Genomic DNA, 23831 nt, shown 5'->3' on the forward strand with positions numbered 1-23831 from the left:
TGTATTTAATACTGCTTATTATAAGCAGTAACGAGCAAATAAACTGCTTAGGCCTGCTGCAGTTGGTTTACCGTGCTGCCAATCACCACCTTCAACACCACTACCGGCAATATCCATATGCACATAAGGTAAAGGCTGTGCTGACTCACAACCATGCTTATCAAGGCCACCAACAATAGCTAAAAATGCCATAGGGAACTGATGACCACGTGCGGTAACTGCTGATGCTGCATTGTTACTTGATAATACGTCATCAGCTAAAGTACGCGGTTTAATAAAATCATAGTCTTCGCGACGGCTGCGAGAAACTTCTGCACCATCAGCCCATAAGTCACCACTGTCAGCCAGCTTACGAGAAATATTAGCCGCACGTGCAGGGCCATTTTCAACGTATGCACTGTAAGGTCCCATTGCACGAGCTGCATGTCCGGTTAAGGTTGCGACCGTAAAGATTTCAGGATTAACTTCTCCTTTTGCTAAATCTTTCATCTCGCTGAGTAAATCCCCCATAGCTAAGCGCCCTTCTGCATCCGTATTACCGATGCGAACACGTACGCCCTCACGGCTAGTAATAATTTCATCTGGTACAAAACAATCAGAACCAATTGAGTTACGAACTACCGCTAAGTATGCAATAACTTTAACGCCTTGTGGTTGAAAGTCTGCCACTGATTTCATAAAACCAGCAACAGAGGCTGCGCCGCCTTTATCACGGCTCATACCGGCCATATGCCCGCCCACTTTCAAATCGGCACCACCGGTGTCATATACTAAGCCTTTACCGACAAACATTAAGGTACGTGTTACTTCGCCCTCTGGTACATATTCAAGTTTTACAACCCGAGGGTGATGACGCTCAACCGCATATGAAGCGCGAGCTACGGTACTCATCATCGGGTACTCTTTATCAATCGTGGCAATATCTGCAATCACTGCAACATTGACCTTGCTGCCTTTAAATAAATCCACACAGTAATCAGCAAAACGTGGTGGCGCCATACGCTCAGGCTCAGTGCCACATAAATCACGAGCAGCATACTGCCCTGCGGCAATGGCATTCACTGCTTTAATTGTTTGCTCATTAGCACCAAACAAGGCTATTTGAGTGATCGGTTCAATGCTTTCGCCATGAAACTCGCGCGCCTCAAGCGGCTGCCACAACGCTTGGCAAGCACCAAGATAAGCAACTTCTAAGGCATACTGATAACGGCTATCTTGGCTTGCTTGTGGTAAGTAAATAGCAGGTTTTGTACTGCCTGATGCTTTAGCTTCATTAATAGCCAATTTAGCTGCATCAAAATAACGACGTACATCGTCATAATCACGATTTAATGGACCTGTCGGCGCTAAAATCACCCGTTTAGAATCAACAACAAGCAGCGTGACTTGCTTACCAATACGTGCATCAACCGCCATTTGCGCTTTAATAGCTTGGCTTAGATTCGGATCGTCTAACTCAGAAAAATTATCGGCAATAATAATAAGCGCATCATGTTTTGCGTTATCTAATTGCGGGGCTGCAACTGCGTGAGGATATGCCATAAAAAAAGGTCCTGTTGTCAAAAAACGTAGGAGCTTATTATCATTGATTTAAATAGCTATTGCCAGCAATGTACGACGAGCTAACATAACGCTGGCAACTTGGAGTTACAGTGTAAAATAAAGCAGTTACTCACTGCCCACTTATCGTTGATTGAAGCAAATAGCGCGCAGTATCTTAGTCTAATATACTCAGCTGTACATGTTGCTGCGGTTCATTTTTAACACCGACCCCTACACCGAGTAACCGCACTGGCTGCTGCAAGCCACGTTGATATGCTTTGCTCAGCAGCTCAGCCAAGATAGTTTCATCAAGTCGGTGGCAAGTTTGATCGGCCGATGTAACCACAAAATTAGCAAACTTCACTTTGACACTGAGTTTATTTATACGTTGCTCTAATTGCTGCTTTGTTAATCGACGTTGAAGCTCAGCCAATAATATTGGCAATTGATCTAAACACGCTTGTAAGCTGGTTTTATTATATTCGTAGGTATGCTCAACACTGAGCGATTTACGGGTACGTTCTGTGGATACTTTACCAATATGTAAACCGGCACATTTTTGATACAGCGAGACCCCAAAGTTACCAACGTGTTGCTGCATCCAATTAACCCCTTTAGCGCGCACATCAGCACCGGTGTATAAGCCTTTTAAATTGAGTTTTTCAAGGGTAACCTTACCGACCCCGGGTATTTTACCCAAAGGTAATTGCGCTAAAAAGTCATCCACTTGCTCAGGCAATACTACAAATTGACCATTCGGTTTATTTTCATCACTGGCAATTTTGGCAATAAATTTTATCGGCGCAATTCCAGCCGAAGCAGTTAAACCGGTGGCTGCAAAAATATCGGCGCGGATCTGCTCTGCCATTAAGGTCGCACTACCATGGCATGCATTACTGTCAGTCACATCAAGGTAAGCTTCATCTAAAGAAAGAGGCTCTATAAGATCGGTATAGTGCTTAAATACAGCACGAATTTGCGAAGAGGCTTGTTTATAAACTTGCATACGCCCTGGTACAATCACTAAATCTGGGCATAATTGTTTAGCACGGTAGTTAGACATCGCAGATCGCACACCGTATTCGCGGGCGATGTAATTTGCTGTAGAGAGCACTCCACGGCGACTATTGCCACCAATTGCCAAAGGTACATTAGCAAGCGCGGGGTTATCGCGCATTTCGACCGCTGCGCCTGTAAAACTTCGCGTGTAAAATGTAAGCCAACCAGAAAAAATATGACAATCAATTGATACTAATATCATTATATATACAAATAAAACTCCAAAAATTACCTACATTAATTTCTAATAAAATTAAAAATTATTTCTCGGGAGATAAATAGATCACAACTATTATTTATGCCAGCTATTTCCAACAACTGGCACAAATGTAGTGTTCAAATAATTTAATACCCACGGCGAATTTTAGCTTTTAAAGTACTATGGAAGTCGCTTGCAGATTTAACTCCTACAGACCCTACAGACCCTACAGACTCAAATATATTTCGGTTATAAGCTGATTCTCGCTGCTCATTTTTGTATGTTTCAATAAACAAATCCAAGTGTTGCATACTATCCATTTTCGGCCACATTTCTAAATATTCCGGTAGTGAGCTAAAGCTAGAACGATAAGAAGCAATCCGTTTAGCTGATATTGTTGCCTCACCGATTTCAAAAGGGACCCACCAAGATGTAGCTGTCTCTTTCGATACTACAGCAATTAAGTGAGTACACTTTGCTATATTCTTTGTAATAACTGTTGTTATATCCACTGTCGATTGAGATTCGGCATCTAGAACATCTAAGTAAGTAGTAATGTTATCAAGCTTCAATCGACGATCAATTTGCATAGCTAAATCACGATCTAAATGTTTATAACTAATAAATACACTCATTAAAAATGTCCTTTCTTTGCTAATTCACGGTAATAAGATCCTAGAGCAGTCAAACGACATCCCTTAGAGTTTATGGCTGCAAAGTACATATGCTCAGCATCGACAGGCTCTATTAAACTATGCCTATTACATTGCTGCAGTTGAGAAAAGACTTCTCCCAACTTAGGATCAAAGTCAGGGTGCTCAGGCTCATAAGCTGGTGTCAAAGCGAATACAGACTCAGCTTCAGGAAACCATTCAGGTAATCTTCTCAGTGTTTCTAAAGGTACAAGTGGTGTGTGCTCTTTTAAAGAAATAAACTCAGAAACATTTGTTTTAAAAACAGGTCGTTGTTCCCAAGGACCAAGTGCATTATCAACAAAAGAATATAAGCTACCGGGGGTAACGTGACCAAGAACATTAACAGCCCCCCCGTGCAATGCTTGAAGTAACAGTCTAGTGAAAACGCCATGTCCGGCACACTCTTGTGCATACTCATCTTTTCTACATGCCGTTAAGATAGTAATACCATCACTAATTATGCTTGAGCCACCTTTCAATTGCTTACTTTCTCCAGCTCCGCCAGCTTCACAGCAGTCAAGAATAATAATTTTATTTTTTATCTCAGTTGCATTACTAGCCCAAGTAAGAATGTCACTTACACGAATACCGTCGCTTGCATTTCTATAGTCTTGGGGCAGAATCATTCCTTCATGAAGATTTGTATCGAAGCAACCATGACCAGCAAAATAGAGTAATGCAACATCGCTAGAACCTGAAAATAGCTCTTGAATTGACGTTTCTAAGGTATGCCTACTAAGATTATCTTCTGCAGTAGTAAAAGTTTTACTGTGAAAATTAGGAGTACCTGATGCATGTCTTGTTAAAACAGAAGCCATCTCTATTGCATCATTATTGCAGCCACTTAATGGGTTAATGAAGGTATAGTCGTTTACACCTATAAAAAGAGCTTTTCTCATTTTTTTATCTCCCTTAAGCCAAACGACGAATTGCTGAAATAACGCTTTCAGTCGACCAGTTACATATTTCATCTGCTGCACCTCTAACTACTGAAGACATATTCGTTGCACCATATGGTTTTACAGCTAAAATTGGTTTTCCTAAACGTTTAGCTATAGCGATTTCTTTATTTATCCATTTACTATAAGTTGAGTACACGCCCGTCATTATTATTACTACTGAACTAGCTTTAACTTTATTCTCAATAGCCGCCTCAAGCTGCTTATCGGTTCTTGCTCCAATAATAGGATTTGATTCAGGAACAGAATAATTCCTAAAGTTAAAAAGCGCTCTATTTCTAAGTAAGGTAGTTAAGCTGCTGTATTGATGTCCATAATTCCATGAATGGGAAATAAATAAGTGGTAAGTTTTCATTTGGAACCTCGTTCTGATTAATAATATTTTTTTAACCAGACCTTAGGGATTTGGTTAATAGAATAAGGTTAACTCACAAATCTGATTAAATAAAGTTTTTTAACCAGATTTATTTAATTAATTTATAGACAAACTCTTTACCACCAGATTCAGCTATTTCTTCAACTCTTTTGGCATAGCCCAATTTGAAAATATTTTTGAGGCGAGTGCTTGCGTTTTGCGTTGTAATATCAAAATGAGTAGAAACTTGATTAGTTGTTACTTTTTGCTTAATTATTAAAAAATCTGTCAGTTCTTTAACAGATTTAGCCATATCAGGCCCTATGAAAAATACCTTTTTATGATTCCAAACAGTCATAGGTTGGTTTTTGGCAATAGCACCATAAGTCCAATTATCAATTAAATCCTCATCCTGAAGATCTGTGAGGTAGATAAACTTTTCTCCTCTGTAGTGCTTTGCTAAAGCCATAACACTTTCTCTCGGAAAAGAAGCGTCGGTAGCTTCAATACCTTTTAGTGAAACCCCAAATGTATCAAACTCTTGTCTGGACTCAATCATTTTATGTAGTTTAGAATATACATCTTTACCCTTAACATTCCCATTGGGGAGAGCATCGGCTGTTATATCTAATAATTTTATCAACATAATTCGTTCTGATTAATTATATTTATTTAACGAGATTCTAGCATACTAACGCAGAAAAAAGTCAAAACATATATGGGTTCCAGATATTTTTTTGAGATCTGAGCTATAACTGGATTCATCAAGCCTACCATCGACATATTTTAACGTAAGTTCAAATGTTTCTTGTCTTACACAAATTGTTGCATCAAACTTTGCAGCTTGTTTCGCACTAAGTTTAAGTCCTAAACCTCGGCCTAAATAATTAGCATCATTGGCACCACTTACACCGCCAGACTGCAGAACCTCATTTAATAAATGGATGTCTGAATTTTCCTTATTCGGAGGATACTTATTATGTAATTGAGGGTATCGTTTGGCTAAAACAGGCCTCAACGTACCAATGATACCTTTCCCGCTATCAGAAAAAACAGTCTGAACTTTCGTCCTATTTTTACTTTTACCATAGACTTGAAGTGCTGCCACTCCTGGGGTTGGAGTTTGTGAGTGCTCAATAATATTGTTAATAAATTCAGCTATAAAACCAAATGCCGCATTTGAATGCTGCTCACCCGCTAATTCGATAAACGAGTTTTTTAGCTTTACAGGTAAGTTCGTTTGCTGTGTTTCAGCTGGTATTAAAACGAATTCCATTACTTTCTTATTACTACCATAATGAGAAGAACTATCTTTTCTCTCAGGAAGTACAGTTACTGACTCATGAAAAGTTTCAAATAATCCAATTCTACACAAATATGAAAATGACTTAGTGCACCCAGTAAAATCAAGAGTAACGTGCTTACCTATAGATGCTAACTGATTAACTAAAGATAATAGCCTGGAAATAGCACCTAATAGTATTGAGCAATTATAAAACTCAAACCTTACAGTTTCTACAGAGTCACACCAAACATCACTTCCTTCTTTGAGAAGTGCTTCAAAGTCACAAGTAGTTAGCCAACCACTCTTTTCAAATCGAAGTACGACACCTATATTAGCTAAAAACCATTCATTTTTTCGTTCAATAAAAGTACCGCTTTTGTCATGGTATAAGAAAGAGTTTACGCTCTTTTTTTCAAGGCTTAGTTTTCTAGCTATCTCTTTACCTTTTAACCCTGGATTATTAGTAAGCAACTCAATTATTTTCGCTTTCATACAACCCCACTACCAGCGACTAAAAAATTCAATAAGCTTTTTCCAAATGATTCTTTCTTATTCATATAAATACTTCTGAAAACCAATAAACGTGTCGCGTATAGCTGCCGGTGATCCAAACTCAATGGCGGCGTCGTTAATTGTGTTGTATTTAAGCTCTACTAAGCTGCGCATTTTTTTAGGTGCAAGCTCTTGCACGCCATCTTCAATATATTTACTTAATATAAAGTCGATAAACTCTTGTTGTTTGTAATCAGTAAAGGCTGAGTGGATTTTAGGCTTAGCTTGTTGCGCTCTATCGCTGCGTGTTTTTGCTTCTGCGGCATAGGCGACATAAGACAATACATCGTAAACGTCACTGTCTTGTGCATCGATCACGGCTTTCATACTATCGAGTTTATCACTGTCGTAGCCTGCTTCGGCTAAATCTTGTAATAGCTTTTCACGCGTGGTTGGGTCGCTCCAAATTTCGCGTAACTGATCTTCGTTTTCAAAAAAGCGTGGTAGGTCATCAAACATGCGCTCAATGAACTCTTTGGCAGTAATTGGCTTGTCGCCCGCCCAATACATCGCTGACGAGATGTGTTTTATCTGCCTTGAGCGGCCATCGGATAACATAATCTCTAGCTTCTCGCATACACATGGCCTTTCGCCACATTTATCACAGCTTTCAGGCTCTGGCTTTTCGCAAACACATGGTTTTTGCTCACACACCTTACACGGTTTCTTTTCACCGGCACCTTCGCCGCCAGTGTCTTCACATTGGCATGGGGTTGTGCCGCACTCTGGGCATACTTCGCTGGGTATTGGCTCACCATCCCAAGCTGGGTCAGCAAAGTTATGGTGCGCTTTTACGAAGTCGTAAATGGTAAAGTAGTCTTTGCCATCGTATGTGCGGGTGCCTCGGCCTATGATCTGCTTGAACTCAATCATATTGTTACAAGGTCGCATAAGCACAATATTGCGTACATTACGTGCATCTACACCAGTAGAGAGTTTGCGTGATGTGGTTAAAATTGTCGGAATGGTTTTTTCATTATCACAAAAGATTTTTAAGTCATTTTCACCCGCTACACCATCGTTAGCAGTAACACGAACACAATAGTTAGTGTTGGTGGTCCAGCCTTTTTTAACTGCGTACTGATTAATAAAATCGCGCACCATACCGGCATGAACTTGTGTTGCACAAAACACGATGGTTTTTTCTTTAGGATTAAAGCGATCCATCCAATAGTGTACACGGCGTTCTTCGCGCTGAGGTATGGTAATAATGCGGTTAAAGTCACCTTCTTTATACAGTTTACCAGGCTCAGGGTCGCCTTTTACAACAACACCATCCCCCTCGATATACTTGTACTCATCCATAGTGCCAACAATCGGTAACACTTTAAATGGCGTTAAAAAACCATCGTTAATGCCTTCTTTCAGGGTATAGCTGTAAACGGGTTCGCCAAAGTAACCATAGGTATCAGCGTTATCGGTACGCTTCGGTGTGGCGGTTAAGCCTAGCTGTACAGCGGGGGCAAAGTAATTAAGAATATCACGCCATGCACTTTCATCATTTGCGCCACCACGGTGACATTCATCAATAATAATCAAATCAAAAAAATCAGCTGGGTATTGCTCGTAATACGGGTTTTCTGCCTTTTTTATTGGCGCATTTTCGTCTTCTTCTGTCGTGGCTTCTTTTAATTCGGTTTTAGGCCCGCACATAAGCGTATGAAAAATAGTAAAAAACACACTGCCATTTTTAGGCACGCCGCCTCGTTTGCGAATATCATCAGGGGTAATACGTACAATGGCGTCTTCACCAAATGAGCCAAAATCGTTAAACGCTTGGTTGGCTAAAATATTACGGTCGGCCAAAAACAAAATACGTGGGCGCTTTTTAGCAAGGTTTATATCTTTCTGCGCGGTTAAACTCCATCTGGTTTGAAATAACTTCCACGCGGTTTGAAAGCTAATACAGGTTTTACCTGTACCTGTAGCAAGCGTTAGCAAAATTCGAGGTTCGCCTTGGGCAATGGCTTCAAGCGCATTGTGAATGGCGTTTTCTTGATAATAACGCGGTGCCCAATCACCTTTGGCTTCAAAGGGGATGTTAGAAAACGCATCACGCCAAGCAGTCGTATAATCAGCTTCTGGTGTATCGCCTTTTTGCTCAAAGGTTAAATCCCAAAGCGCTTGCGGTGACAGGTATTCATTTACCAGCGTCTCAACACCGGTGAGCATATCAATCTGGTAAATCTCATGGCCGTTAGTGGCATACGCAATACGACATTGTAAGCGCTTTGCGTAATCTTTTGCTTGGCGTACACCTTCGCTATAAGTCAGGCTTTCTTTTTTGGCCTCGACTGCGGCAAGCTTACGGCCTTTGTACACCAGCACATAATCACACGGGACTTTATTAGCGCGTTTACCACCGGCCATAATTTGACCAGGGCAAATCAGTTCACGACGAATAAAACTGTTATCGACTTCACCCCAACCGGCAGCGACTAATTTAGGGTCGATTAAATCCGCTCTGGTGTCGGCTTCATTACGCGTCCTTGCTTGAGACATTAGGCCACAGCTCCTTCTTTTTCTTTGGTCAATTCACCTGAAAAGGCTTTTTGTAAAATGGATTTTTTAAGTTGGTCAATTGACTCCAATTTATTATGATATACATTTTCTAAGCTTATTACGCGATTAAACAACTCATCAAAATTGCGCACAAACTTCTCGGTTAATTCAACCGGTGGAATCGGCAAGGCTAATTGCTTTAGAGACTTCCCTGTAAAGTGTTGGATACCAGCCCCAGTAAAACTGTTTTTTAGAGTGCCATTACAATCGCTCAGATATAAATAGTATAAAATCCAGTGATTATAGAGTGGATTATGGCAACGTATTCTATGCAAGGCTTTTTGGAAAAAGATATCTTCATCTTGCTCCCAGATAGCTCCACGCCCTGGATAACCACCTTCACAAATTACCAAGTCTCCTTTTTTAATAGCATATCTTTCATACTCACTATCCTCAAAACGCATTTCAAGAAGATCATCTGTATTTATATTAAACCACTGAACATTTTGATTTCTTAAATATGGCTTTGGATTGCCTTTATTTTTCTTTTTATCAAGCATTTTTCCCAAACATGCTTCAGCGATTTCAGCAATTTTCTTAACTCCCCAATCATCACCACGCTGGCTAAATACTTGCTGCAAGTAGCTTTCAAACAGCTCGCGGGCGTTTTTGAGGTTTTGCTCGGTCTTGGCGCGGGCTTGCTCGATATCGGCAAAGGCTTGATCGAGAATGACGACGATACGTTTTTGTTCATCCAATGAAAATACAGGTACTGGAAAGTTCTTCAGCTGACTAAATTTCAGGTTATTAATATTGGCCCCATCAGTGAGCCCCTGTATAAAATCAAAGTATGCTTTAGATTGAGAAAGCCAATATAAATATTTTGAATCAATATTACCCTTTGGTGTGAGCATACCCATAAACCCACCATAGGCGAAATCTATATCTGATTCGACTAAACCAATTTTTCCTAAGTGCTTCTTGCTTCCGCTCGCAGTACATATTAACAGCGACCCTTTCTTTACTTTTTTAGACTTAGGGATAGATATTTCATCAGAAATATATTTAATATCATTAAAGTTTATTTTTCCGGTTTCTAAGGTTATATTGTTTGCTCTTAAAACAGCATTACAAGATGCAGAAACTTCATCAGCTTTTTTGTATGTTAGCCCTCTCGAAAAATCACAAACATCACCAATCGACAGCACTTCCATCACAACAACTCCTGAATTTCACCCAAAATTGCTTCGCTTTCTTTATCCAACGCGATGATTTCTTCAATAATGGCTTGTGGCTCACGCAGTGGGGCTTCTTCCAGTTGATTCGGGTTTTTTACCGATAAATCCCGTGTTGCATCATTTAGTTCAGACGTTGCCAATGACCAAGACTTAGCACTTTCTTCAAAGCCTTTTTGTAACTCGATAAATTCTTTTAAGTCGTTGTCGTTGAGCGGGTTGGTTTTACCCAAGCTGCGGCCAGGGTCTAGCTGATAGAACCATGTTTTTTGAGTTGGCTCGCCTTTGGTGAAAAACAACACCACGGTTTTTACCCCTGCACCTAAAAAGGTTTTGCCGGGGCAATCGAGTACGGTGTGTAAGTTGCAGTTTTCTAATAGCTCTTTGCGTAAGGCAATAGCGGCGTTATCGGTATTCGATAAAAAGGTGTTTTTAATAACAATAGCGGCACGACCACCAGGCTTGAGCATTTTAATAAAGTGCTGTAAAAACAAGAAGGCGGTTTCACCGGTTTTAATCGAGAAGTTTTGCTGTACTTCTTTACGCTCTTTACCACCAAACGGCGGGTTAGCTAATACAATGTCGTGCTGGTTGCTTGGGGTAATGTCTTGTAGGTTTTCGCCCAGTGTATTGGTGTGAATAACGTTAGGTGCTTCAATGCCATGCAAAATCATGTTCATAATGGCGATAACGTACGCTAAAGATTTTTTCTCTTTGGCGTAAAAGGTGTTTTCTTGCAGGGTTTTTAAGTCGCTGGTTGAAAGCTGCTTGTTGCTGGCACCACCTTGGCGAAGGTAGTCGTATGCTTCACATAAGAAACCTGCCGAACCTGCGGCACCGTCGTAAATCGTTTCGCCAATTTGTGGCTGTAATACGTCGATCATGGCGCGAATTAATGGGCGTGGTGTGTAGTATTCACCGCCATTACGGCCAGCGTTACCCATGCTTTTAATTTTTGTTTCATAAAGATGGGAAAGCTCGTGCTTTTCTTCTTGTGAGCGAAAACGCAGTTCATCTACTTTCTCTAGTGCATCACGCAGTGAATAACCACTTTGAATTTTGTTTTTGATTTCGCTAAAAATCTCACCAATTTTGTATTCAATAGTGTCAGGGCTTTTAGCACGCAGCTTAAAACCTTTAAGGTAAGGGAATAACTCGCCATCAACGAAATCCATTAAATCGCTGCCAGTTAAGGCGTTGTCGTGATCAAACTCACCATTAGCAGTTTTAGGCGCTGCCCACGAACTCCAACGGTATTTTTCTTCAATAATGTATTGGTAATCTTCTGCCATTAATTCGGCTTCTTGAGACTTAGTGAACTCTAAGTCATCAAGGTATTTTAAAAATAGCATCCACGACGATTGCTCGGTGTAGTCTAGTTCGCTGGAACAGCCTGCGTCTTTATGAAAAATGTCGTCGATGTTTTTAAAAGTTTGTTCAAACATATAAGTTAAGTCCTTGTTAGCCAGAGAGTTAAAGATGATTTATTTTATTAAAAACAACTCTGTAGCTAATAGTTATTCCTAAGGTAATGGTGATTAATATACCCTAAATATTTAAATAATTGATAAAAAATTAATACCCGAAAGTTTTTTAGCTAACCTAGATCAATTTTATATTTTTGTCTTGCCGGTAGTATCTCTTCAAACTCGCAATTTAATGCATTCACTAACTTGTAGAGAGTTTCGAGCTTAATGTTAACATTACCTCTTTCCATTTTTCCGTAATTACCGCGTTCTATACCTACATAGGCGGCAAAACCTTCTTGCGAATAGCCGGCTTCTTTACGTTTTTCTCGTAGTTTTTCACCAAAATTTTTAACTAAATCACTCACCTGATTTTCCTCAAGGCAAAATGATTAGATTTTCATGTTGAGCGCTTAACTACCACGCCCTATAATACCCATTATTATAAGAAGTTCATTAGGATTTACTTTGAAATTTGACCCTCTCGTAGCTCAAATTATTGTTGCACCAAATTTTGATAACTTTACAACAAGTGATGTACGCTCGGCGTACTTAACATTAAAAAGTGATGCTTCGTTGATACCTACCGCAGTTAGGCGAAGTATATACGCAGAACTGCTCAAGCTTGTTAAAAAAGGCTGGCTGAAAAAAGTGGTATCAAATAAAAAAGGATTTACGCGATTCAATAAAACAGAGAGCTTTGATGTTGAGGTAATTACTCACTTAGCTAGTTCAATACCTATTTCAATCACAGAAAAAGAAAATGATAAACATGCGCTGTTACTTAGTAAGTTAAACCATTACAAAGCCGAGTTATTATTGAATATGGGGGAATCAGAGGCGTATAAAGAGCTCTATTTGGAGTCACCCGAACTGGTAGATGAACTACAGCCACAATACAACAAAGCAAGAGACAACAATACCAGAATACTTGGCAAGATTAGAGCGATTGAAGGCTTACTGAAGCAAAACGAAGCATTAGAAAAAATATGAAACTAAGACTATGGCAAGCCGAATGTATTAATTTTGCGCTTACACAATATCAGAACGGCAATAGCCACTTTTTAGCCTTGGCAACTCCTGGGGCGGGTAAAACTTTGATGGCTTCAGAATTAGCTAACCAGTTATTAAAAAGCAATATGGTCGATTTAATCATTTGTTTTTCACCGTCGTCTATTGTTTCCCAAGACTTTAAGGAAAGCTTACAGCTAAAAACGAATGAACGATTTGATGGGTTTATTGGCGCTAAAGGTAGAGCTTTAACCTATCAAAGCTTACAGTATTTAGATGTGCACTTTTGGCAACTATTTGAACGATATCGTGTTTTTGTAATATTTGATGAAATTCATCATTGTGCAGGCTCTAATATTGACAATGCCAATGCATGGGGTGAGCAGATAATACTTAACATTCAAAATAAAGCACAGTACACATTAGCCTTAACAGGCACTCCTTGGCGCTCTGATGCTGCTCCTATTGTTCTTTCATCGTATCAACAGCCTAACAATAAAATAGCGTGTGATTACGTTTATGGGCTTTCTGAGGCTATTGGAGATAATGTTTGTCGGGTTCCACAAATAGTAGCTGTTGATAATAGCCGCATTACAGTTGTAGATGACGCTGAAACCAAAACATTTAACTGCTTTAAAACGTTATTAAACGACTCTGGCGTTTCTTATCAAGAAATTATTGAAAATGAAGCGGTAATAAAATACATGATTTCTTCAGCTCAAAAAAAGCTGACTTCAATAAGAGTGAAAAACCCCGATGCAGCGGGGTTGATTGTTGCATCGTCTGTTGAGCACGCCCATCAAATCTCTATGTTAATGCAAACTTACTTTGAAGAGGATAGCATTGTTGTAACCTACCGAGAAAATGAACCTACAAGTATTATTCAGCAGTTTAGGTATGCACAAACTAAGTGGATTATTTCTGTTGGTATGATTAGCGAAGGCACAAACATCCCTCGCTTGCAGGTTTGCTGCCACCTTACAAACATAAAAACAGAAATGAATTTTAGGCAAATATTGGGCCGTATACTGAGGGTAACAAACTCTAAAAACCAAGAAGCTATTATGTACATGCCCGCCGAACCTAAGCTTTTAGAGTATGCGTATAGAGTTAATCAAGATGTTCCTTTTGAAGCTGATGTAGTTAAGTTTGAAAAGATGAAAGCTACTGCTAAAGAGCCTACAGAAGGTAAAGATTTAAGTAAAATGACTTTTAATAAGAAAAATAAAAAACCTTCCAAAGCTCAGTTTGATTTAGATAACTTTGCTGACTTTTTTGATCAGCCAGTTATGAGCAATAGGCCTGAAGCGACTGAGGAGCATTTTTTAACCGGTGCCTATGAGCGAATAATTAATATATCAGGCCGCTTTCAGCAAGAGGCTATTGCTTTGGGGTTAAGTGAATTGAGATAGACTGTTAATTGATCTCTGCAAAAAAACACTGTATTTTTATACAGGCTTCATTTTTTATTATTAAATATGCGAAAAATAATTCATGTAGATATGGACGCATTTTATGTGTCTGTAGAAATTAGAGACAACCCAAAGCTAGCGAATAAGCCCGTTGCAGTTGGTGGTAGCAGGAGCTCTAGAGGCGTGCTCTCTACTAGTAATTATATAGCGAGGCGATATGGTGTAAGAAGTGCAATGCCGACAAGTGTAGCACTGCGAAAATGCCCTGACTTAATTTTGGTTCCGGGCAGAATGGAAGTATATAAATCGGTAAGCTCTCAAATTAGAGAGATTTTCGAACGATATACAGACATTATTGAGCCCCTAAGCTTAGATGAAGCATACTTGGACGTTACTGATTGTAAGCTCTTTAGCGGTTCAGCCACGCTAATCGCACAAGATATATGTCGCTCTATCCATAAAGAATTAAATCTCACAGCTTCTGCTGGCGTTGCACCAATAAAGTTTTTAGCTAAAGTAGCCTCTGACTTAAATAAACCAAATGGTGTTTATGTCATTCCCCCTAAAGATGTAGATTCTTTTATCGATAATATGGAGTTAAAAAAAATCCCTGGTGTTGGTAAAGTAACTAATGAAAAGCTACTTCTTAATAACCTTAAGTTTGGTAGAGACGTGAAAGCATCTAGCTTAGAGTATTTAACTTCTAAATATGGAAAGCTTGGTCGATTGTTATGGGACCGATGCAGTGGAAGTGACGATAGACCAATTATGGTCAGTAGAGAAAGAAAGTCGGTAGGCGTTGAAAGAACTTTCCCTGAAGATATATTAGACCTATCTATTCTTGATGATATTCTCAAAAATAAATTACTCCCAGAGCTTCAAAAAAGAGCCGAAAAACACTTGTTAGATAGAGGTATCAGCAAGATTGGCGTTAAAGTTAAGTTCTCTGATTTCCATCAAACAACTAAAGAGTTTTCAACAGATAAAATTAACTTGGCCATTTTATCTGAATTATTAGTTGAAGCCTTTGCGCGAGGAAATGGCAAAAAAGTACGCCTACTTGGTATCCACATAGGGCTTACACCTAATAAAAGTGAAACAGAGCAAATTTCATTTGATTGGTAGAGTACACTATGAATCTGACCAATTTTCTAATGCAGGGATTGAAAAGCTCATGTCATGAGACTTCGAGTATATTATTTTTTCTCTGTGCTCCTGCAACAAGTCAATCAAAGCATTCGGTTCTTCCAGCCCTAACCTATTAAAATATTCAATTAATCGACCGCATGTACCATGCAACCTAGGAAGAGCATCACCACATAAAATTTGAAAAAACTGTATTATATTTTCTTGTTCAATATCTTTTGAATATTTCAATAGATGTATATATTGATAATCTAGTTTTAACTTTGTAAGGAATAGTGGCCATAATTCTTTATCCTCAATCCAAAGCGAGAGGTCTGATATATCCTCTAAAATAATAGGTAAGAATTCGTCCAGCTTATCTACTATAGTTTCCTTCTTTTCTTCACTTTTAGCCAGAGAAAATAATGCTGCCCATGATTGTGGCATGAAGTCCCCAACACAATTCAGCTTTTTTTTAAGTAAAAGATTCAATATAACATCAATATCCTCTACAGATTTAGTGGAGATCAACATCGCAATCTCATCATCCCTTGAACCGCTTAAGGTTATTTCTTGCCAACAAATATCGCATAAAGGATGCTCTAAATCACTAGCAATTTCCCAGATAAGACTGTTCATTTTTTTAGAGTCGTGATGATGCAACCCTATCCCCCATAATGGCTGAGGATCTCCACAATGGATTTGAACCGCTTTTTGTAAAATAGCAAAAGGTAAATTATTCTTTATTTCTTTAACTGAGTTGTCACTAAAAAATTTTACAGTTTCAATCAAATCATAATATTCTGAAGGCATGTCTTTGAAAGTGAGTAGCGTGGATACAAACCAATCTTTTTTCTCTGACTCTAAAGCCAAATTTAAAAGAAGGTTCTTCTCATTTTTACTAAGTACTTTCCAAGAGTAAATTAAGTCTTTGAAAGAAACTAATTGTAATGGCAAGCTATTAATTTCAAAAATATCTTGTACCAAACCTTCTCGTAACTGAGGTTCTTGAACCGTTGCTTGAATGATGATGTCTGCAACACCTAATTCGTAGTCTCCAGGCAACATACCAATAGAAAGACGCCTTTCAAGCTGATTTAACCATGCCTTGCATATATTAATACTATAAATTCCATCAACCTTTCCTATTGAGTCACTAATCGATGTGTAGAGACTTGAACCATTAAGTCTTGCTTCCGTTGGCAAGTGCACCAAAACGCTAGGTAACACTTTGGAAAATAACTCCCAAGAAGAAGTATCAGATGAATCATATCTATAAGCCTTTGCTAAAATACTCAGCATGCTTATTGCAGATTCAGGAGTTGAGGCTACTTGAGATAGACCATTAGTTAATACTGACTTCTCATCTTCCTTGAGATTTTTCCATATTCCAAAAGCCCCCTTTAATATCTCAACACTAGTTCTAGGGTGCTTGTGAGAAAAAATCAATTGTGATGATTTTTGACAAATATCCTTGGTTCTCATCCAAACAGAAATTGCTTTTGAACGAATAATTGCCTCAGGATATGTCATAAACTTATGAAGTGAATTTAAATTATACTTTTTTGGGTCCGTGCTGAAATAATCTATAATCGAAAATATAATTTCCGGTGGATAATATACGTCTTCTTTTTCGCTAAAACTGTGTGCGAAGTCTTCTATATTGTCAACCAAACGATGATGTTGCATAAATCGATAAGGTCCCCAAACCGCATGCTCCTCCTGCCAGTAGAGCTGATTGTAATCTTCATAAGTTACTTTACTAACCAATGTTTGTAGTTCACCGAGTTCTTCGGGGAGAGATTTGATATTATCAACTAAATGAGCAAAGCATATATCTTGGACAGCAGGATATCGGGAACCAAGACCTTCATAAGTTAACTGAAAGATCTCTTTACTAAAACCAAGCTTACTTAGTTCGCTTATTATCCAACCTAGGTTACTCGCTACAGAGCTAGCAACTCTGGGGTTTGCGCAAAACAATCCTTTATTGATGTAATTCAAGACTTTTTTAGCCTTTCTTTTTTTAAAAGAGAAGATGTACTGCTCTGCAGCGCTTCGATAGAATGAGTGTGAAAAGTTAAAGACATCCTCCTCATCAATAAAGATCACATTCATCTCGTCGAGAGAGTTGATTTTTCCCTCATATAAATCAACAACCTCATGATGTACAGAGTATCTTGGCGGTTCAAATTTACCATCATCACCAAGTGATATAACTTCACCATAAGTTTGATTCTGAGAGGGAAGCTCTTCATCACTACTTAATAAAAAAGCCAAATCAAGTTCTGTAATTCCTGTTAGAGGAGTTGTAGAAATTGATAAAATAAAAGTGAGCGTATCTAAGTCTTTACTTTTTAAAATCCCATAAAATTTAGAAGCATCTTGCCTAGCAAATCTCATTAAATCATCTTCATTCATATCTCCAGAAAATGAATTAATGTTTGAAGCTAAGTGAGTTAAACAGCCAGGTTCTATGAGATGTTTACTCAGGTAGTTTAAAATAATGCTTTTAATTTGTTCACTAATAGAGTGCCTTAGGCATAGTTGTAACCAAAGATCTTTTAAAAAAACAAATTTCAAGTCACTAATATCATACCAACAATACCCACTTATTGAACAACGCTTTAAAGAGTCCGTCGTGTTATATTCAAGAATTTTTTCCTGTGGCTGAGACACAATAAGCTTTCTACTGCCATTAGCTTTTTCGAGCAACAAACAAAGCCTATGCCAGTCTTGAGAAATGTTTTGAGTTTGTTCAAAAGGGTCATCAAGAATCACTAACTTAGTGTGGCTAGAGGGATCCAATAACAAGCGTTCAGCATCAACGATAGAAGCAACTATTTTAGAGTCGACACCCATCCTCTGCAATTTGGAAGCTATATATTTTGCAGTCGTCGTTTTTCCTGAGCGAGGAGTGCCAGATAGCAACAAAACATTTTTATCTCTTACTTCTTGTAGGAGGTAAGCCTCATCGGATCTTTTAACATAATTATCTGGGAATAATGAATTGCCAGATAAGTGAGCTAACTCACGAGAAAAACTATTAAAAATACAACCACTTCTTTTTCCTTTAACGACTAAATCAGTCAGCCTTTTAATAGCATTGTAAGTTCTGTCTGGTGAAACATAAAAATTAGACTGCAGCTCACTCGTAATAAGGTGCTTTAATTCCTCTATTTTTATGTTTTCACAAATATGTATTCTCTCAAAAGCAGAGCTAAAGCAACCCTCTTTATTTACAAACTCTTCAAAGCGTTTCTTTCGCTTTTGAAACAAGTTGGTTTCCTTCCAAGGTAATTCAAAAAAACTTTTTTTTAGTTCGTCTTGATATTTTTTAGGAAGTTTAGTTTCTGTGTAATCACAAATATTAGTTTGAAGAGGCTTAAGAAAGGCTTTAGCTTTATCATCACACCTACCTGTCATTACAAATAAGACATTTTTATTCTCACTGTGTATTCTTTCTAAAAGACAATTCAAATCTGTCTTATTTTGAAAATGAGATAGCATTTGTGCAATTGATTTTAGAGTAACAGGTTGCTCAGCACCTTTTACTTGTACCTCTATCTTAAGTCCATTTTGGAAGTGAATTTCTGCATCTTCACCATTTTCAGGCTCGACCAAAAATGAAGCGACTGGAAGGCCTTGATGTATTAGCAAAATATATACACAAACAAGGTCTTGGAAGTTATACTTTTCTTGTCCTATGATTTCAATTGACATCCTTGGTCCTTAATACAAGCTGAAATAGCTATGATAGTAGATCATTTAACAATATGACTATGAGCTCATTTTACACAACCCTCTTGAATTTAATATATTTTAATTCGCTAATAGAGTTACTTCTTATGTACCTCTGTTTAATAACTTTCTTTAGGCAATGTTATTTATGACTTACCGATTTTAGATTAAATAACAAGATATATTGTTATTGGATAATTATGGTAAATATAGAGCGGTCGGATTAACTTAGATTACATACTCAACCTTCGCCTAAGATCTAATGGCATTCTCTGTAGCATAAGGTCTAACGTGTCCTTAACTGTTTGACTTTCAAGCTCTTCAACCTTTTCTCTTAATACCTGCATATCATCAACTAACTCAGGTTTACATTTACTCCGGACACCTGATCTTTTTCTTCGTAATCTTTGCTTGTTTTGTTCTATTTCAAATAGGTCTAGTAGTTCCGAGTTAACATCATCAAAAAAAGCTCGAATATCATCACTAAAACCTGAAGTACGAAATAAGCTTTGTGACTTTATGGCAACTATCTCAGCAACCTCCGATTTTTTTATTTGATATAACGACTTCGGTGTTTTTCTGTCAGCTACTTTTCCATAATTTTTAATACTTTTTTCTTTTATCTCTTGGAGATCTAAAATCGCTCTCCAAGCTTTAAATGTTGTATGTACAGTATCACCTCTGACCCACGATGGCTTATCTAACAATCCTTCATTATTTTTGTTTGGGCTATCTAAGCCGGAAAGAAAGTCATCAGTCATCAGCTCATCTAATTCATTCGACATCTAAACCTCCATTTTATAAACATTTTGTTCAATATTAGAAATTGCCTTTTCTATCATATTTAAAATTTTCAATACGTTGTTTTGGTTATCTGAATTCTCAAGTTGTTTTATTCTTTTATAACCTGAACGTAATAAGGGCATATGATGCTCTATCACAACCCCCGGAATATTTTCATCTAAAGCTTCTTTAACAAAAGGCTGTATAGTTAACCAAATCCCTCTTAAATTTTCGCTTGTAATGACCGCATTTGAACAGTTTAAGCAAAATTCAGGTTTTGCATTATGAGGTGCCATATCTCCAAATTCAGCACACTTTGCTCGACTCTCTGCTCCCTCTCTGGGAATACATGTTGAGAAATGTGATGACTGAATAGAAATAATCCGCCCAGCTATTCGCTCCCTAAGCTCTAGAATCTCGCTAGGTGAGACTGCCTTTGTTAAGCTTTTGGCTTTACTTACATACCTTGAAAAGCCACCTAAATAGCTCTTACCGATCTTTTCCGAATCAATTAATAATGTATCTACAATAGAATTAAGTACTTTAATTCGAGCTGATTTCATCAACAATTGGGGTTCTTTGTTACGAAGGTAAGCCATAAAAAAGGATTCATCTAAGTGACAAAACTGATGTCTAATAACAGCAGCGACGTCCCCTTGATAACGAGTTAAAACCGCTTCAGCCCAAATATGACGAAAGGCATGTGCTGTTGGGTATCTAACATCTTGCTTTAATTCATTTGAGATATCCATCATTGCCTTTTGATCTAAAGTAATACAGTCTGCTTTTAACCACTCTTTAGTTTCTTCAGAAAGGTACTTTTCAACTACCAAACTATGTTCAAAGTTTGATATTTTTCCAGTTTTATTAAACTCGATTAACGACTCTTTAAATCTTTTCTGGGGTTTATTTCCGGCAAATGAACTACATTGTAGCTTTGTTAGATCTCTATTAACTTCTCGATATGTTTCTAATAATTTCTGCGCCTTTGAGCCTGTAATATCATATTTACTTATTAACACCTCTAATTCTTTTGCCTGTTTTTCCGACAGGTATTGTTTGCTTAATAACTCTTCTAGGAGCGTAACCTCTTTGAATGGCTTGTATCTTTGAACAAAGTTATCCCAATTAGCCTTGACTCTATATTCAATAATATGTTCAGATTCATTTGGAGTATTCAAACTTTGGTTTCCGCCTGTAAACCTATACAAGCAGGGTTCACTGGCAGATGGTCTAAATAGATGGTTAAGCTGAGCTGCTATCTGATAACATTGAGATGTAATTTCTCTTTCGACTTTTAACTTGTCATGAGTTTTAGGGACAACCCATTTTAACTTAAACCTAAAGGGAACATGAGAGTTATCCAATATATCGTTATTAGGTTCAACATGTATTGCTGTTAAAGGGAAGCCAAATTCACTTGCTCTGTAACCTAGCCATGAAACAACTAATGTACTCATTGCATGAGTTACGCGGTCCATTTCAACAGTTAGAACAGTTATATTTTTCCCAAGAGATCCACCCATTAACTCTGTGGCCCAAGATCTTAATGACTTTTGAAATGCACTTATATTGAGCTTACGAGCGATGACTATTTCAGCCATCTTCTGATAAACACCTTCAACCAATAAATCTGATAAGTGCTTACTATCTATAAATGTCTTATCTAATGATTGAAGATATCCCTCCCATACTTGAGCAGGAGATTTATGGGATTGAAAAGGATAAAACTTTTGAAGCATTAAAATGCGAATTATTTCTACAGCATCAAATCGTAATTCAAGCCCTAGTGACTTTACCAACGCACTGATACAACTGTCACTTAAAGATAAGGCTCTTTCTACATGTAAGTTATATTGTTTAAATAGCTCTTCTGCTGTTGCGATATGCACCTTCCCTCTAGTGCGCCAATGGCTTTCTTTTTCATGAACATTAGGTATAAATGTGCCTTGAATTGTCTCAAGTATCACGCGACTCCAGTAACTTCTAGTTCCATGCCCTGCATTTTTGAATTTGAACTTAGCTGCAATTGTGTCTATGACTTCATGGCAAATTAAAGTATAAAAATAGTCTTCTTCATAAACTTGCCTCATATAGTCAATATAATATTGTCCCATTTCCAAGCCCAAAAAGTTGTAACTTCCTCCTAGTTTGTATTGGTTAAAACTAATGTTTAGAAGTGATTTACAAGCATCATCTAGAGAGTCTCTAAATGCTTTAGGGGTTAGATCATGACTTAACAGTCCTGTTATTCCTGTTAACTGCAGTTTATTTCTTATATTTATAATATTCGCATTATTATATGTCCCTTTATAGGAAGGCGCTGATAAGCGATTAAAAAAACCTTTATCACCCACTGATTGGGTCAAGAAGCTTGTATGGAAATCTTCTATATTGCTGGCTGATAAACTCTTACATCCATTGAAGTTTAAGAAAGCAAAAAGGTGTATCACCATTTGATATATTGCAAAAGCTCCTTGGGATGAATTAGTAGATAAGCCATGTAAAAAGAATAACTTTGCATACTCTTCAGATGTAAGTGAGTAGAACTGACCTTTTAAGGTTAATTTAGCTGATTCCTCAAGCTTTGTATGGTCTTTATGAAATATTGAAAAATCTAATCGCCTTGTGCCTTTGGTATTCCTGAAAACAAGAATTGAATCAAAAAGGTCTCCTTCAGATTTCAAAAAATCGGGATGAGCCATTAGCTTTTCATTTTGGTTTTCCCAAAAGCTTTTTAACTCGAATGTGCTAAAACTTGGCTGCATTCTCCCCCCTATATTGAGTGAAACACACTGATTGAAACATTATTTAACTTCATTTTTTTAAACATATTGCTTCCCTCTAGTACTGAATGCTTTGTTAAAATACTTAAAACATAGCTGATCCACTCCACAGTAGGCACTACTGTCTTATACAAGTAGCTTGGGTTTACACTCAGTAACTTTTTATAATTCGCTTCAAATTCATATAGGTAATTTTTCATTTTAAAAACAGTTAAAGGGCTATCAATTACATAAATATGATCAAACCTTTCAGTGTCTTGTTTTTTGTCAGGGGATAAAACACCAACTTCATTAATTCTTCCTTTTTGCTGATTTGTTACTACCTTTAATCTCATAATCATTTCATGACTTTTTCGAGATATGTGTTCAGTAACTTCATAAAACTCATCATTGAATCTAGATACTTCATTTTCATCAAATTCTTCAGCTAAATTAAAAACATTATTTATTAAATCAATCATCACATTACGTGTAATTCGACCAGAAGCATTTATCCATTCTTCGTTCTCTGCATTTAAATAATGCATTTTTTCGGTTCTGTTGGTGTGAGAATTTCTATTAGTCAAATAATATAATGTATATGGATCACTAAAAGCATGAACAGCTGAGTTTTTTATAGCTTTAAGCCCAAAAAGAGCGCTATGGCATAACGAACCAGACTCCCTAGCTAACACTTCTCGTTCTGATATAGGTTTTTTAGTTATAGTTAGATGGTTACTATTTGAGTGAACACCATTTTTAATTAACTTTATTAATACTTCAGAAATAACAGGAGGGATGTTTCCACTATGTAAATGTGTTTTCTGTATTACATCTTTAATGAAATCAAGATTTAAAAGCTCGAACAAAACACCGGATAAAGAGTAAAAGCCGTCAAATATTCCAGGTATGTTTGAACTAAGCTTAACAAGACTCCCATCACCACATTGATTTATAAAGCTATATATAGCCTTCCCTGTTACCAATTTTGTAGATATGGAATGTGTTGTATGTATAGAGTGTAAGCGTATAGCTAACGACACCTAGCTTTGCTTAATGTTCCAAGGTAGCAGTGGCTCAAGGTTATCTGGCTGCTCAGCAAGGCGCTGTAAGCAAGTAGAGATATAGTCATGCACCACAAGGTC

The 23831-nt window shown here is 37.7% G+C and carries 18 protein-coding genes; 3 read left to right on the top strand and 15 right to left on the bottom strand.

Annotated elements, in window-relative coordinates:
• Positions 1-18: 18 nt before the first annotated feature.
• The 11 genes from H5232_RS07630 to H5232_RS07680 all read right to left on the bottom strand — a co-directional run bounded on the left by H5232_RS07630 (position 19) and on the right by H5232_RS07680 (position 12217).
• Positions 19-1542: a leucyl aminopeptidase family protein gene (locus H5232_RS07630; protein WP_182718306.1), complete on the bottom strand. Its 1524-nt coding sequence runs from the start codon at positions 1540-1542 to the stop codon at positions 19-21.
• A 175-nt stretch (positions 1543-1717) separates the two neighbouring features.
• A complete protein-coding gene (dinB, locus tag H5232_RS07635; RefSeq protein ID WP_182830741.1) occupies positions 1718-2719 on the bottom strand; it encodes a DNA polymerase IV in 1002 nt (333 codons plus the stop codon).
• A 227-nt stretch (positions 2720-2946) separates the two neighbouring features.
• Positions 2947-3435, bottom strand: coding sequence for a toll/interleukin-1 receptor domain-containing protein (locus H5232_RS07640; protein WP_182830729.1), 489 nt, complete (start codon positions 3433-3435; stop codon positions 2947-2949).
• The gene (locus H5232_RS07645) at positions 3435-4466 is read right to left on the bottom strand and encodes a caspase family protein (protein WP_220496063.1); all 1032 of its coding nucleotides are present in this window, start codon (positions 4464-4466) and stop codon (positions 3435-3437) included. The genes H5232_RS07640 and H5232_RS07645 overlap by 1 nt, the downstream gene beginning before the upstream one ends.
• Positions 4408-4809: a TIR domain-containing protein gene (locus H5232_RS07650; RefSeq protein WP_064665414.1), complete on the bottom strand. Its 402-nt coding sequence runs from the start codon at positions 4807-4809 to the stop codon at positions 4408-4410. Before H5232_RS07650 ends, H5232_RS07645 begins: the two co-directional genes overlap by 59 nt.
• A 109-nt stretch (positions 4810-4918) precedes the next feature.
• Positions 4919-5455, bottom strand: coding sequence for a DNA-binding protein (locus tag H5232_RS07655; RefSeq protein ID WP_182830730.1), 537 nt, complete (start codon positions 5453-5455; stop codon positions 4919-4921).
• 45 nt (positions 5456-5500) lie between these two features.
• Positions 5501-6586 (bottom strand): ATP-binding protein, encoded by a 1086-nt coding sequence (locus H5232_RS07660; protein ID WP_182830731.1) that lies wholly within the window; start codon positions 6584-6586, stop codon positions 5501-5503.
• 57 nt (positions 6587-6643) lie between these two features.
• Positions 6644-9148: an EcoAI/FtnUII family type I restriction enzme subunit R gene (hsdR, locus tag H5232_RS07665; RefSeq protein WP_182830732.1), complete on the bottom strand. Its 2505-nt coding sequence runs from the start codon at positions 9146-9148 to the stop codon at positions 6644-6646.
• Positions 9148-10362 carry a restriction endonuclease subunit S gene (locus H5232_RS07670; RefSeq protein WP_259400110.1) on the bottom strand — a complete coding sequence of 405 codons (1215 nt, stop codon included), beginning with the start codon at positions 10360-10362 and terminating at the stop codon, positions 9148-9150. Before H5232_RS07670 ends, hsdR begins: the two co-directional genes overlap by 1 nt.
• The gene (locus H5232_RS07675; protein ID WP_182830734.1) at positions 10362-11828 is read right to left on the bottom strand and encodes an N-6 DNA methylase; all 1467 of its coding nucleotides are present in this window, start codon (positions 11826-11828) and stop codon (positions 10362-10364) included. Before H5232_RS07675 ends, H5232_RS07670 begins: the two co-directional genes overlap by 1 nt.
• A 152-nt stretch (positions 11829-11980) precedes the next feature.
• Complete coding sequence (locus H5232_RS07680; protein WP_064665408.1) at positions 11981-12217, bottom strand: helix-turn-helix domain-containing protein; 237 nt, start codon at positions 12215-12217, stop codon at positions 11981-11983.
• Positions 12218-12317: 100 nt separating this feature from the next.
• Here H5232_RS07680 and H5232_RS07685 point away from each other — a divergent pair, with 100 nt between their 5' ends.
• The 3 genes from H5232_RS07685 to dinB (H5232_RS07695) all read left to right on the top strand — a co-directional run bounded on the left by H5232_RS07685 (position 12318) and on the right by dinB (H5232_RS07695) (position 15397).
• Entirely contained in the window at positions 12318-12842 is a 525-nt protein-coding gene (locus tag H5232_RS07685; protein WP_064665407.1) for a hypothetical protein, read from the top strand.
• Positions 12839-14272 (top strand): DEAD/DEAH box helicase, encoded by a 1434-nt coding sequence (locus H5232_RS07690; RefSeq protein ID WP_182830735.1) that lies wholly within the window; start codon positions 12839-12841, stop codon positions 14270-14272. Before H5232_RS07685 ends, H5232_RS07690 begins: the two co-directional genes overlap by 4 nt.
• A 66-nt stretch (positions 14273-14338) precedes the next feature.
• Positions 14339-15397: a DNA polymerase IV gene (gene dinB / locus H5232_RS07695; protein ID WP_182830736.1), complete on the top strand. Its 1059-nt coding sequence runs from the start codon at positions 14339-14341 to the stop codon at positions 15395-15397.
• Between the two features lie 6 nt (positions 15398-15403).
• Here dinB (H5232_RS07695) and H5232_RS07700 read toward each other — a convergent pair whose 3' ends face one another.
• From H5232_RS07700 to H5232_RS07715, 4 genes are all read right to left on the bottom strand, one after another.
• Entirely contained in the window at positions 15404-19120 is a 3717-nt protein-coding gene (locus tag H5232_RS07700; protein ID WP_182830737.1) for an ATP-binding protein, read from the bottom strand.
• A 251-nt stretch (positions 19121-19371) separates the two neighbouring features.
• The gene (locus tag H5232_RS07705; protein ID WP_182830738.1) at positions 19372-19923 is read right to left on the bottom strand and encodes a hypothetical protein; all 552 of its coding nucleotides are present in this window, start codon (positions 19921-19923) and stop codon (positions 19372-19374) included.
• Positions 19924-22689, bottom strand: coding sequence for a hypothetical protein (locus H5232_RS07710; RefSeq protein WP_182830739.1), 2766 nt, complete (start codon positions 22687-22689; stop codon positions 19924-19926).
• An 8-nt stretch (positions 22690-22697) separates the two neighbouring features.
• A complete protein-coding gene (locus H5232_RS07715) occupies positions 22698-23729 on the bottom strand; it encodes a hypothetical protein (RefSeq protein WP_182830740.1) in 1032 nt (343 codons plus the stop codon).
• Positions 23730-23831: the final 102 nt, after the last annotated feature.

The organism is Pseudoalteromonas sp. SG41-5, from assembly GCF_014164495.1.
In the GTDB taxonomy this organism is placed as follows: domain Bacteria; phylum Pseudomonadota; class Gammaproteobacteria; order Enterobacterales; family Alteromonadaceae; genus Pseudoalteromonas; species Pseudoalteromonas rhizosphaerae.

Excerpts from the sequence above, each read along its gene's own strand:
- H5232_RS07645 (WP_220496063.1), bottom strand. The coding sequence starts at position 4,466 with ATGAAATATGTAACTGGTCGACTGAAAGCGTTATTTCAGCAATTCGTC.
- dinB (WP_182830741.1), bottom strand. The coding sequence starts at position 2,719 with ATGCGCGATAACCCCGCGCTTGCTAATGTACCTTTGGCAATTGGTGGC.
- H5232_RS07705 (WP_182830738.1), bottom strand. The coding sequence starts at position 19,923 with ATGTCGAATGAATTAGATGAGCTGATGACTGATGACTTTCTTTCCGGC.
- H5232_RS07670 (WP_259400110.1), bottom strand. The coding sequence starts at position 10,362 with ATGGAAGTGCTGTCGATTGGTGATGTTTGTGATTTTTCGAGAGGGCTA.
- H5232_RS07650 (WP_064665414.1), bottom strand. The coding sequence starts at position 4,809 with ATGAAAACTTACCACTTATTTATTTCCCATTCATGGAATTATGGACAT.
- dinB (WP_182830736.1), top strand. The coding sequence starts at position 14,339 with ATGCGAAAAATAATTCATGTAGATATGGACGCATTTTATGTGTCTGTA.
- H5232_RS07655 (WP_182830730.1), bottom strand. The coding sequence starts at position 5,455 with ATGTTGATAAAATTATTAGATATAACAGCCGATGCTCTCCCCAATGGG.
- H5232_RS07640 (WP_182830729.1), bottom strand. The coding sequence starts at position 3,435 with ATGAGTGTATTTATTAGTTATAAACATTTAGATCGTGATTTAGCTATG.
- H5232_RS07660 (WP_182830731.1), bottom strand. The coding sequence starts at position 6,586 with ATGAAAGCGAAAATAATTGAGTTGCTTACTAATAATCCAGGGTTAAAA.
- hsdR (WP_182830732.1), bottom strand. The coding sequence starts at position 9,148 with ATGTCTCAAGCAAGGACGCGTAATGAAGCCGACACCAGAGCGGATTTA.
- H5232_RS07675 (WP_182830734.1), bottom strand. The coding sequence starts at position 11,828 with ATGTTTGAACAAACTTTTAAAAACATCGACGACATTTTTCATAAAGAC.
- H5232_RS07690 (WP_182830735.1), top strand. The coding sequence starts at position 12,839 with ATGAAACTAAGACTATGGCAAGCCGAATGTATTAATTTTGCGCTTACA.
- H5232_RS07710 (WP_182830739.1), bottom strand. The coding sequence starts at position 22,689 with ATGCAGCCAAGTTTTAGCACATTCGAGTTAAAAAGCTTTTGGGAAAAC.
- H5232_RS07700 (WP_182830737.1), bottom strand. The coding sequence starts at position 19,120 with ATGTCAATTGAAATCATAGGACAAGAAAAGTATAACTTCCAAGACCTT.
- H5232_RS07630 (WP_182718306.1), bottom strand. The coding sequence starts at position 1,542 with ATGGCATATCCTCACGCAGTTGCAGCCCCGCAATTAGATAACGCAAAA.